This window comes from Calderihabitans maritimus (assembly GCF_002207765.1).
In the GTDB taxonomy this organism is placed as follows: Bacteria; Bacillota; KKC1; order Calderihabitantales; family Calderihabitantaceae; genus Calderihabitans; species Calderihabitans maritimus.
The window spans coordinates 16624-27316 of the sequence record NZ_BDGJ01000063.1 but is presented as its reverse complement, the minus strand read 5'-3'; the positions used below and the strand labels follow the sequence as shown (position 1 = coordinate 27316).

The window sequence follows — 10693 nt, the reverse complement described above, 5'->3', positions numbered from 1 at the left end:
GCACGCCTGTATTCCGTCCCTTGAAATGCCTGTCGTTACTGGAATCTTGTTTTTAAACTGTCAAAGATGAGTATAAACTAATTCCCTCCAGATCAGACTATCAACTAGAAAGCTGACTGTGGAGGGAATTTAAGATGAACTCAGGAAAAAGGTATATGGTGCTAGCTTTAGTTCTAATGTTTATCTTAGTAATGATGAGCGGTTGTCCGGGGCCGGCCCGTAAGCCGGGACAACAGGAACCGGATAGACCTGATGTGGTACCTGGTCCGGAGGAATTAAAGCAAGAAGAGCCGGTTATTTCCTTATATGATAAAGATACAGGAAAGACTACACGGATAAAAATGGAAAAATATATCCAAGGAGTAGTAGCAGCAGAAATGGATCCTACCTGGCCGGTTGAAGCGTTAGCTGCCCAAGCCATTCTGGCGCGAACTTTTACTTTAAAGAAAATTGAGGAAGGCGGGGTTAAAAAACGTAACGCTGATGCTTCTACCGATGAGGAAGAATTTCAGGCATATGCTCCGGAAAAGATTAACGATAGAGTTCAGAGAGCGGTCGAACGCACTCGGGGATTAGTGGTAACCTATAAAGGAAAATATATTAACGGTTGGTTCCATGCCGATGGTGGCGGCAGAACGGCTGCTTCCGCTTTAGAAGGTTTAGCATACAAGAAGGAACCGACGCCTTACATTAAGAGCGTAAAAGATCCCGGTTTTGCCATTACTGCTCCGGAAAACAAATCCTGGACAGTTCAATTTCCTCTCAACATGGTACGAAATATTATACGGGAGAAAATAGGACAGGACCCGGGTGTGATAAGGACGGCTCGAATTATTAAGAAGGGACCTTCAGGTAGGGCTATGACTATAAGACTGGGAAACGCTACAGTCAGCGGTCCTGCTCTGAGAATAGCACTGGGTAAGGATAAAATGCGATCCACTTTGATAGAACGTTTGGAGATAAGGGGGAACAACCTGGTAATTCACGGTCGTGGTTATGGCCACGGAGTGGGAATGAGTCAGTGGGGGGCAAGAGCTTTGGCTGAAAAAGGGAAAAATGCACAAGAAATAATCAATTACTTCTTTAAAGGAGTGGAAATCAAGAAGGTTTGGAAATAGGGCTGGAAAGCCCTTTTTTTAATGACATATTCTTCCCTCTTAGCGCATAGCATGGAAGCGAAGGGAGGTATCGGCTTTGAGCGAAGAAAAGCAACTGCTAAGCCTGGCGGACCGCAGGCATTTAAAAATCAATGGGGTGCTTCACGTGGCGAGTTTTGATGATCAGGAAGTAATTTTGGAAACAAACCTTGGCGTTTTGATTATAAAAGGAGAAGGACTGAACATAAATCAGTTCAACCTGGAACAGGGTAAGTTGGAAATTGATGGCATGATACGCTTGATGGAGTATAAAGAAGGGGAAGGGGTTAAAGACCTGAAAGATAAGCGAAAAGGCTTATTGGAACGCTTGTTAAGGTAGGGAAAACTGATTTCTCTTTGGTGATAAAGATGACACCTGTCAACCAACAAGTGTTTCATTTTGTCTTCACTTTGTTGATTGGTTTCATTTTTGGTTTAATATTTGATTTCTATCGTATCTTTCGATGGCTTTTCAAACCGAAGAAATTCGGAACCTATTTGGGCGACTTGTTCTTGTGGATTTTGCTCACCGCCTTGGGGTTTAACTTATTGTTGGTCAGCAATCTGGGAGAAGTAAGGTTTTATGTTTTTATTGGTATGGGGGCGGGATTTGCCCTTTATTATCGTTTTTTCAGTCCCGGTTTGACCAGCTTTTTAAGAAACATTTGTCTAGAAATAATGAGGTGGTGGCGTTGGATTAGAGCCGGCCTGTTTTTAATTTTAAGAACAATACAAAAATTAGTTTTTGCCTTACTGGGTATAATTAGTATGGCGCTTTATCAAGGGTTAATTTTAGGGAAAGTTTTGTGTCGCTGTTTTCGAAGGATAATCTGTCGTTGTCTAAAGTTTCTTCTGTCTCTCCTGCCTTTCAAAAGGAATAACCTTAATACTTTTTTATAGTTGTAGCAGGAATTTTGTTTAATTTGCCGAATAGGAAGGCGTAAATAAAATATACACAAATTATCCACAAGTTGTACACAATATGTGGATAAAGACAGACGGGCTGGCAATTGGCAGAGGAAGGTATACATGAAAGTAGAAATCCGGGGAGCCGAAAAGCTTAGTTTTAGGGAAAGACAAGTAGTGGTTTTGAAAGAAATGGGATACACTAATGAAGAAGTGGCTAAACGGTTAAAACTCAGTTCCAGCACGGTAGCAACTCTGTACCACCGGGCCAGAAGTAAAGGTTATGAAGTTGTCATTGTACTTCCCGGGGACAGTCTGGGTCTGTTCCATGATACAACTAGGGAGGATGAGTAGATTATGGAACCTGTCCCCCAAATCTGGGGTGAGAAAAGAAAGTTTTCCCGGCCTAAACGTAAGGTAAAATACCGACTGATATTTCGTCCTAACCTGAAAACATTGATTATATATTTCCTTTTAGCCTATCTCTTGTTCTCTTTCGGTCAGGTGCATTATAAAATAAGACAGCAGGAAGCATATCTTGCCCAGTTGGAGAAACAAAAACAAGGCTTGGCTCGGGAGAACCAAAAATTGAAGGAGCAGATCAGAATGTTACAATCGGACGCCTACATAGAAAGAATTGCCCGCGAGGAACTGGGTTTGGTTAAGCCGGGAGAAACTATTTTGCTTCCCGCCCAACCGGGAGAGGTTATCCCTTTGGACAAAAATATTGATAAAGATGAACTCCATTAACGTCTAACTTCCATAACGGCATATTGACATAAAGCCAGTGGATGCAGTAAAATACACGTATTAGTATGTTTTGCAAATTTAAGGAGGAAGTTTTTCGGGGATGTCTTTAGTTGTAGGCAGCATTGTTGAGGGCGTAGTAACAGGTATTGCCAGATTTGGTGCATTTGTTGAGCTGCCGGGGGGGATAACTGGGCTAGTACACATTTCAGAAATAGCTGATGCTTATGTTAAGGATGTAAATGACTATCTTAAAAAAGAGGATAAGGTTCGGGTAAAGGTTATTGAAATCGAGGAGGGAAAGATAAAGCTTTCTATCAAGCAGGCAGATCCCAATTACGAGGAAAGAAAACGGCGCGGCAAAGGCGAACAGCCGGGTGGTCCAAATCTTTCTTTTGAAGAAAAGTTAGCCCGGTTCTTGAAGGAGAGTGATGAAAGACAGCAGGACCTGAAACGCCATTTCGTTTCTAAACGGGGTGGGCGTGGCGGATACAGGTTTTGAAGATAAAGGAGCACTCCATAAGGAGTGCTTTTTTGATGAAAGGAGATCTAGACATGCTTTTAGGAGCTGTAGATATTGGAACTAATTCCACAAGGTTGCTTATAGCCAAAATGGAAAAGGGGCAGGTAGTCCCAGTTGTTCAACGTCTACAGGCCACCCGCCTGGGCCAAGGCATGAGTGAAAAAAGCTACCTGGGAGCTGAACCGGCAGAAAGAACTTTGAGGGCCTTAAGGGGATTTCAGCGGCTAATGAGAGAAAGCGGGGTTGAAAGGGCAAGGGCAGTAGCAACCAGTGCTGTGCGAGAAGCCCTTAACGGTCGAGAATTCGTGCAAGAAGCGGAGGCTGTTTTAGGTTTTCCCGTACACGTTGTTACCGGTGAACAAGAAGCCGTTTTGAGTTATAGGGGGGCGACTGGCGCAATTCCCGAAATAACCTTTCCTGTAGTTGTGGATATAGGAGGAGGAAGTACGGAAATTACATATCAAAATGAAAGAGGCCGGATAATACCTGTAAGTCTTCCTTTGGGAGCGGTAAGATGTACTGAACAGGGCTGGCCGGAAAACAAGATTCAAAGTGTTTTGCGGGATGGACTTCATCCACTGGCCCGCAGGCAGTTGGGTTTGGTTGGGGTTGGAGGTACGATCACTACTTTGGCGGCAGTCGATCTCGGTCTTGAGTTCTACGACTGGAAAAAGGTTCATAAATACCGGCTAACTTATGAACGAATATTGGATATTCTCAAATACCTTGCCGCCCTACCTCTAGAGGAAAGAAAGCGAGTTCCCGGTTTGCAACCGGAGCGGGCGGACATTATCGTTGCCGGTACTATTATTTTGAAAGAGCTTATGCGACTTCTGAACACGGAATTCATAACCGTAAGCGAGGCGGATATCCTTCATGGTATAATTTTGGAACTCTATCAGCAGCAGATTTAATGTTTCTCCCTTTTCGGATGTTCGAGCAGGGCAGTATTATCTTCTCTTGATTCGTGATTAGGTGAATACTGGAGGCTGCTTCTTCCTCGATGAGCTTCTTCAAATTCTTTAACAGCGAATTTTAAGGCCTGTCGGTTGTCAAAAGCATCTGCATTCATCCGATAATACCGGTCGATGGCGGTAAAGAAAGGTTTATCAGTAAATTCTCTCTCTGCGTCTGCGATCCACCAGATTTTTTCTAAGGATTTCTTGTTTAAATCCTGCTCCATTGCCTGCTCGATAAAGGTATCGTTCATTTCGATAGCCCGGCATGGATAATCGTCAACATGAAAATTAAAGTGGGTACCAAACTGGTTATAACCGTACCTCTCCTTCAAATAGCGGACGTAGTCATCCCAACTGCCCTCTTTTTTCATTTCTTCAATTAGTTGCTTCAGCATTGAGCCCGACAAGGGAAATACCTCCTATCTCAATATTTTGTTTCTAACTCCCCCAAACTTGCTCAAGAAATTTTTTTTACAGACCTAACTGTTGATAATCATCTTGGTTGATTTTTCCGTCTGGCTCCAGGTTATTAAAAATCTGAAAGTAACGCACTGCGGTTTCGGTCATACGACCGAACCGTCCGTCGGCCATCCCCAAGTAGAAACCGTGTTCTTTAAGTTTCATTTGAACCTGAACTACATCGGGACCTACAGATTTAGGTTGCAAAACTCTACGCTTTATTCCGGCCGGCAATTGCGGTTGCCCAGTTATTTTTACCGGAGTACCAACGGAAACCCAGTTAAACAGTTCTTCCACATCCCGATTAAACATGCGGATGCAACCATGAGATGCCCTTTGACCGATGGACCAGGGCTTATTGGTGCCATGTATTCCATATATTCCCCAGGGTACGTTGAGGCCCATCCACCGGGTGCCAAAACCTCCGCCCCAGTCGCTACTTTTACTTATTATTTTCCATTCACCGACTGGGGTAGGAGTTTCTGTTCTACCAACGGCTACAGGATAAGTTTTTAATGGCTTGTTATTGGCATAGACGGTCAGGGTTTTGTTATTGGTATCAATAACTAAATGTATTATTCCTTCGGGAGCATTGAGCTGCTTGGTAGTAGTTGGCCTTTCAAAACCTTTCCCTAGCAATTTCCATATTGTATCATCCACTATACCGTCGGGGGCAAAGCCGTGGGTTACTTGAAATTTCTTCACCGCTGCTTCGGTTTGTGGGCCGTAGATACCATCAATAGGGCCGGGATCAAAGTTTAATTGATGCAACCTTTCCTGTAATTCTTCCACATCCGATCCGCTTAAATAAGGTCGGGTCAGGTAAAGTTTACGGTTAGTATCGTCGCAGCCCCCGAAAGCCCCTAGGGGGAAAGTATAAGATGAGCTTGCCATGCTAGTATCTATCCCATACAATATAGATATAGAGAAGAGTATATAAAATAGTATGGCTTTTCGTATATAGCCTTGGGAAGGCAAACTTATCACCCTTTCTCCGCAGCGACCGAATTTGACTAATACTTAGACTGCGATTTTTCGAATAAATTATACGTTGATTATTGAACTGGGGCTTATTAGAGAAAATAGGTGGGATTAAAGAGGTGGGAAAATTGAAGCCTACTCCCAAAATTATGGTGGTAGACGATGACGAAAATATTTGCGAACTGGTCCGTCTCTATTTAACTAAGGAAAATTTTGAGGTTGTTGTTGTTCATGATGGCCTCACCGCTTTGGAAAAAATTGAAGAGGAAGTCCCTTCTTTGGTGATTCTGGATATTATGATGCCTGGTATGGATGGCTGGGAGGTATGCAGGGAGATTCGTAAAATGAGTAACCTGCCAATTATTATGTTGAGCGCTAAAGGGGAAAGCTTTGACAAGATTTTAGGTTTAGAGCTCGGTAGTGATGATTATGTGGTTAAGCCTTTCGACCCGAAGGAGTTGGTCGCCCGGGTAAAAGCAGTTCTTCGCCGGTATGAATCTCCTCGCACAGAGAGAAAGCAGGTGATCTATCCCCAGCTAGTGATTAACCTTAACGAGTATACAGTAAAGGTTGACGGTAAAGAGGTGGAACTGGCTCCCAAAGAAATTGAACTATTGTATTTTTTGGCCAGTCACCCCAATAAAGTATTCAATCGCGAACAGTTGATTGAAAAAGTCTGGGGATATGATTATTTGGGAGATACCAGAACTATTGACGTGCATGTTAAACGCCTCAGGGCCAAATTAGGTTCTAACCCTCACTGGCAAATTAAGACTGTATGGGGTGTGGGTTATAAATTCGAGGTGAATTAACTTTGGGTCGTACCATTTTTGGAAAGTTAATGTTGACTTACTTGTCGGTTATCCTTATAACCCTTGCTGTTCTGGCTGTCTTGTTGTCCTTATTGTTTCAAAGTTATTATTTTTATGAAACGGAGCAAACCCTTATCACCCATGGACAGCAGATTAACAATCTGGTGCTCAAATATTTGAATGACCAAATTACTCGTCAAGAATTGGAATATGCGGTCAAGACCCTTGACAGAGCACTGAATGCGGAGATCTGGATAGTAGATGCCCATGGCAATATCTATTTTGACTCGAGGCCCTTTGAAGAACAGTGGTTTGGAAATTACCTGGAGGGGAAGGAAATTGAGCAATTAAAAAAGGCTGAAATAATAACCAGAATTGGCCGGTTCGGGAACCGTTTTAACCTCCCGGTCATAACCGTAGGAGTACCTCTATTTATTGACCAGGAGGTACAGGGAGCTATCTTCCTGCATTCCCCTGTTTTTGGCGTTAAAAATGCGTTAAAGCCAATTTACCGCATTATATGGTTGGCGGCATTGATAGCGGTTATTTTTGCCGCCTTAGTAAACTATTATATTTCGCGTAAGTTTTCCCGGCCGCTGCAGGAATTAAGTCGGGCAGCCTTACAAGTAGCCAGTGGAAAATTTGAAGAAAAGGTAGAAGTATTAACCAGCGATGAAATCGGTCATTTGGCCAAAACTTTTAACTACATGGCAGAAGAACTAGGCAAGTTGGAGAGAATGCGGCAGGAATTCATTGCCAACGTATCGCACGAGTTGCGTTCCCCGCTGACTTCTATTAGAGGTTTTATTCAAGGAATTTTGGATGGAACTATTACCGGTCAGCATCAGGAACGATATTTAAAAATAGTCTTTGAAGAAACCAACCGCTTGACTCGCTTGGTTAACGACCTTCTGGACCTGGCCCGGCTGGAATCCGGGAGTATATCCATGAACTGGAGTAACTTTGATGTAAACGAACTTATCAGAGAAGTTGTGGCCAAGCTGGAGCCTCAAATTAGAGAAAAACAGCTTCAAATCGAACTTTCTTTGGAGGAACGCCCCACGTGGGCCTATGCAGATCGGGACCGGGTAGAACAGGTTCTGATTAATTTATTGGACAATGCGATACGCTTTACACCGGAAGGCAAGAAGATTAAATTGGAAGCAGTGCCTGATGGAGATAAGATAGTGGTTGCGGTAACGGACCAGGGCATAGGTATTCCTCCGGAAGAATTACCCTATATTTGGCAGAGATTTCATAAAGTGGACAAGGCTCGAACCCGTTCTAAAGGAGGTACCGGGTTAGGTCTGGCTATAGTAAAGCGAATAATAGAGGCTTTGGGGCAAACTATAAGTGTTGAGAGTGAACTAAATCGAGGCAGCCGATTCAGCTTCACTCTTTCGGCCACGAAAGGGTGAAATTAAAATTTAACATTTTGTTCATATTTTAGTCATATTTTTAACGTATAATGTTAACTAAGTTGGGTTGCGTGACAGGAAGTACAGGCGTCTTGTTTTTGGGCTGATGAAACATTCATCAGCCTTTTTTTTGTGCATGGGCATGCGGGCATTGGTTATACTAAGAACGTCCTTAGAACGGCAGAAAAGTTTGCGGAGGTAGCAACGGCATGTCCTTAAAGGTGTTTGCTTTATTGGCCGCATTGATTTCAGGAGTGGCTATGGCCGTACAGGGTTCCTTGAATTCTGCGTTAGGAAAGATAATTGGACTTCTGGAGGCAACTTTTATCGTCCACTTCATTGGGACTGCGGCCGTAGCTGTCCTTTTAGTTGCTCAAGTAGGCAATGGCGACCTGGGGCGTATAACCAGTGCACCTTGGTATACTTTTCTGGGCGGGGTGATAAGTGTATTGATTATTTACGGAGTAGTGGCCAGTATCCCTAAAGTAGGTGTAGCCATTGCTACCACGGCAATTATTGTAGGACAGGTTTTAACGGCGCTGTTGATTGATCATTTCGGTATTTTTGGTCTGGAAAAAATTCCTTTTACCTGGTGGAAGCTTGTTGGGTTAATTTTGCTGGCAGCCGGAGCCAAATTGATGTTAAACTGAAGGGATTTTGGCGACAGGAAAATTGTAGTTTTCGTAGAAATAAATAGAATAAACATTTTTGAGTTTCACTTTAAGGATGAGTGGCTTGGTATTGGCCGAGGGGGGAACCGGATGCGTACTGAGTTCATGAAAGAGCTTTGCAGTAAGCTTTTGTTATGCCTGCATGGTTCCGATGTGGCTGTTACCCTATTTGGGCTGATAAAGCAGTTGACTAAGGCTGAGCAAGTATCCTGCTTTAAGTTTATGGAAAAAGGAAAAGTTCTGCGTTGTTTGCAAGGTTCTGATGAATCTTGCCGGGAGGACCTTGGGCTGGAAAGCGCGCATCTCGCTTCGGAAGTGGCGAGGAGCAGAAAGACATTGCAAATTGATGACACGCATCTCTGGCGCAAAAAGGGATACGCCATCCCCCCTCAGTGGAAAAACTATTTGGGAATTCCTTTATTAATTGGCGATAGATTGTACGGGGTTCTGGAGATAGTGAATTTTTCTGAAAGAAGGGAGTTGGATTATTATAAATCCATGTTAGAGGAAATTTCAGAGATATTGGCGGCCGCCCTCAGAAATACTATTATTTATGAAGATATTACGGTCAAGGCCGCTACCTTGGCGGTAATCAACAAAATTAGCAATGTTATTAACTCAAGTTTAAATCTTCAGGATGTATATAGCACTTTTGCTCAAGAGTTGAAGAGGCTTATTGCTTTTGACCGGGTCAGCTTGGCCCTGCTTGATGAAACCGGAGAGCAATTTTATGTTTACGCTCTGGAGCCTGCTCAGGATACGAAATTAGGCCCTAATGTTAAACTGCCGCGGCGGGGTTCGGCGCCGGGATGGGTATATGAGCATAAAAAGCCCATTGTTGTTGGAGATCTCCGGGCAGAAAAGCGTTTCGTGGAAGATGAGATACTGCTGGAAGAAGGCTATCGTTCGGCGCTCCGCTTTCCTTTAATGGTGAAAGGCAAGTGTATTGGAAGTATTAATCTCAACAGCCGCCGGTTAAATGCTTTCGGCCCGGAAGCAGTTTCGGCCCTGGAACAGATAGTTGGTCATGTAGCCATAGCGGTAACTAATGCCCGATTATTTGAGGATGTTCAGGCTAAAAGCAAATTGCTTGAGGAACGCAATCGTCGTCTTATGGCTTTGAACAGCATTTCTGCTTTATTAAATCAAACGTTAGATCTTTCGCGTGAGCTTTCTAAAGTTTTACAGAAAGTGATGGAAGTTACCGAGAGAGAGGCAGGATGTATTTACCAGTTTAAAAATGACCGGGAGCTTTACCGTGCCGCTTATTATGGAAATATACCGGAAGACTGGTTGGGGAAAAAGAAATTTTATCGGGTGGAAGAATTTCCCGTTGGAGAGGCAGTCCGGTCCGAAAAAATTCTCACTATATATGGGGAGCAGGTAGAAGAGCTGGCGCAATTTAAATCTGTAGGTGTAGTCCCCTTAAGAACAAAAAACAAAATTATCGGCGTCATGGTTATAGCCGGCAAAGGTAACCGGCAATTCAACCAGGAAGAACTGGAGTTTTTGGAGGCTATCGGGAACCAGATTGGTGTGGCGATGGAAAACGCTGAACTTTATAAAGAGCTCAAACGGCGTGCTGAATATGACGATTTGACCGGTTTATTAAATCGGAGACAATTTTTCTATCTATTAGAAAGAGAGATCAACCGGGTACAAAGGTACGGAGGAGACCTTTCGCTAATTATGCTGGATGTAGACAAGTTCAAACAATTTAATGATACTTACGGACATCTGGCCGGCGACCGGGTGCTGCAGAAAGTAGCGTCGTGCATCAAAAATACTATTCGGCAGACTGATATAGCGGCCAGGTACGGTGGAGAGGAATTTGCCGTTATTGTCATAGAAGCGAATCAAGAAGAGGCAGTGAATATAGCCGAAAGAATAAGACGTACGGTCGAGGCTTTAAACCAGGAAGAGCGTTTTGTAACGGTCAGTCTGGGTGTGATTGGTTATAAGGTAGATAGAGATGATTTGGAAAGTTTGATTCAAGGGGCTGATAAAGCTTTATATCAAGCCAAAGCCCTGGGGCGCAACCGGGTGGTTGCGTTCAGCGATTGAAATACCTTCCAGCTATT

The 10693-nt window shown here is 43.5% G+C and carries 13 protein-coding genes; 11 read left to right on the top strand and 2 right to left on the bottom strand.

What is annotated here, in order from left to right:
• The first annotated feature begins 134 nt into the window (after positions 1-134).
• The 7 genes from KKC1_RS06315 (at position 135) to KKC1_RS06285 (ending at position 4226) form a co-directional block, all read left to right on the top strand.
• Complete coding sequence (locus tag KKC1_RS06315) at positions 135-1118, top strand: SpoIID/LytB domain-containing protein (protein ID WP_088553641.1); 984 nt, start codon at positions 135-137, stop codon at positions 1116-1118.
• 76 nt (positions 1119-1194) lie between these two features.
• Positions 1195-1476: a sporulation protein YabP gene (gene yabP, locus KKC1_RS06310; RefSeq protein WP_088553640.1), complete on the top strand. Its 282-nt coding sequence runs from the start codon at positions 1195-1197 to the stop codon at positions 1474-1476.
• A 29-nt stretch (positions 1477-1505) separates the two neighbouring features.
• On the top strand, positions 1506-2036 hold the full coding sequence (yabQ, locus tag KKC1_RS17395; RefSeq protein ID WP_088553639.1) for a spore cortex biosynthesis protein YabQ: 531 nt from the start codon (positions 1506-1508) through the stop codon (positions 2034-2036).
• 129 nt (positions 2037-2165) lie between these two features.
• Positions 2166-2396, top strand: a complete 231-nt coding sequence (locus KKC1_RS06300; RefSeq protein WP_088553638.1) for an RNA polymerase sigma factor — start codon at positions 2166-2168, stop codon at positions 2394-2396.
• A gap of 3 nt (positions 2397-2399) precedes the next feature.
• On the top strand, positions 2400-2792 hold the full coding sequence (locus KKC1_RS06295; RefSeq protein ID WP_088553637.1) for an FtsB family cell division protein: 393 nt from the start codon (positions 2400-2402) through the stop codon (positions 2790-2792).
• Between the two features lie 100 nt (positions 2793-2892).
• Positions 2893-3291 (top strand): S1 RNA-binding domain-containing protein, encoded by a 399-nt coding sequence (locus KKC1_RS06290; RefSeq protein WP_088553636.1) that lies wholly within the window; start codon positions 2893-2895, stop codon positions 3289-3291.
• Between the two features lie 35 nt (positions 3292-3326).
• On the top strand, positions 3327-4226 hold the full coding sequence (locus tag KKC1_RS06285) for a Ppx/GppA phosphatase family protein (protein ID WP_088553635.1): 900 nt from the start codon (positions 3327-3329) through the stop codon (positions 4224-4226).
• Here KKC1_RS06285 and KKC1_RS06280 read toward each other — a convergent pair.
• Positions 4223-4678 carry a hypothetical protein gene (locus KKC1_RS06280; protein WP_088553634.1) on the bottom strand — a complete coding sequence of 152 codons (456 nt, stop codon included), beginning with the start codon at positions 4676-4678 and terminating at the stop codon, positions 4223-4225. The two genes, KKC1_RS06285 and KKC1_RS06280, sit on opposite strands and share 4 nt — an antisense overlap.
• A 64-nt stretch (positions 4679-4742) precedes the next feature.
• The gene (locus tag KKC1_RS06275; protein ID WP_088553633.1) at positions 4743-5624 is read right to left on the bottom strand and encodes a L,D-transpeptidase family protein; all 882 of its coding nucleotides are present in this window, start codon (positions 5622-5624) and stop codon (positions 4743-4745) included.
• A gap of 236 nt (positions 5625-5860) precedes the next feature.
• Between KKC1_RS06275 and KKC1_RS06270 the strand changes: the two genes are divergently transcribed.
• From KKC1_RS06270 to KKC1_RS06255, 4 genes are all read left to right on the top strand, one after another.
• A complete protein-coding gene (locus tag KKC1_RS06270; protein ID WP_088553643.1) occupies positions 5861-6523 on the top strand; it encodes a response regulator transcription factor in 663 nt (220 codons plus the stop codon).
• A 2-nt stretch (positions 6524-6525) separates the two neighbouring features.
• Entirely contained in the window at positions 6526-7941 is a 1416-nt protein-coding gene (locus KKC1_RS06265; RefSeq protein ID WP_088553632.1) for a sensor histidine kinase, read from the top strand.
• 209 nt (positions 7942-8150) lie between these two features.
• Complete coding sequence (locus KKC1_RS06260; RefSeq protein WP_088553631.1) at positions 8151-8591, top strand: DMT family transporter; 441 nt, start codon at positions 8151-8153, stop codon at positions 8589-8591.
• A gap of 111 nt (positions 8592-8702) precedes the next feature.
• Positions 8703-10676: a diguanylate cyclase gene (locus tag KKC1_RS06255; RefSeq protein ID WP_088553630.1), complete on the top strand. Its 1974-nt coding sequence runs from the start codon at positions 8703-8705 to the stop codon at positions 10674-10676.
• The last annotated feature ends 17 nt before the right edge of the window (positions 10677-10693 follow it).

Bases quoted from the DNA above. Each gene is read 5' to 3' on its own strand.
- KKC1_RS06315 (WP_088553641.1), top strand. From the start codon at position 135: ATGAACTCAGGAAAAAGGTATATGGTGCTAGCTTTAGTTCTAATGTTT.
- yabQ (WP_088553639.1), top strand. From the start codon at position 1,506: ATGACACCTGTCAACCAACAAGTGTTTCATTTTGTCTTCACTTTGTTG.
- KKC1_RS06300 (WP_088553638.1), top strand. From the start codon at position 2,166: ATGAAAGTAGAAATCCGGGGAGCCGAAAAGCTTAGTTTTAGGGAAAGA.
- KKC1_RS06295 (WP_088553637.1), top strand. From the start codon at position 2,400: ATGGAACCTGTCCCCCAAATCTGGGGTGAGAAAAGAAAGTTTTCCCGG.
- KKC1_RS06290 (WP_088553636.1), top strand. From the start codon at position 2,893: ATGTCTTTAGTTGTAGGCAGCATTGTTGAGGGCGTAGTAACAGGTATT.
- KKC1_RS06285 (WP_088553635.1), top strand. From the start codon at position 3,327: ATGAAAGGAGATCTAGACATGCTTTTAGGAGCTGTAGATATTGGAACT.
- KKC1_RS06275 (WP_088553633.1), bottom strand. From the start codon at position 5,624: ATGGCAAGCTCATCTTATACTTTCCCCCTAGGGGCTTTCGGGGGCTGC.
- KKC1_RS06270 (WP_088553643.1), top strand. From the start codon at position 5,861: ATGGTGGTAGACGATGACGAAAATATTTGCGAACTGGTCCGTCTCTAT.
- KKC1_RS06260 (WP_088553631.1), top strand. From the start codon at position 8,151: ATGTCCTTAAAGGTGTTTGCTTTATTGGCCGCATTGATTTCAGGAGTG.
- KKC1_RS06255 (WP_088553630.1), top strand. From the start codon at position 8,703: ATGCGTACTGAGTTCATGAAAGAGCTTTGCAGTAAGCTTTTGTTATGC.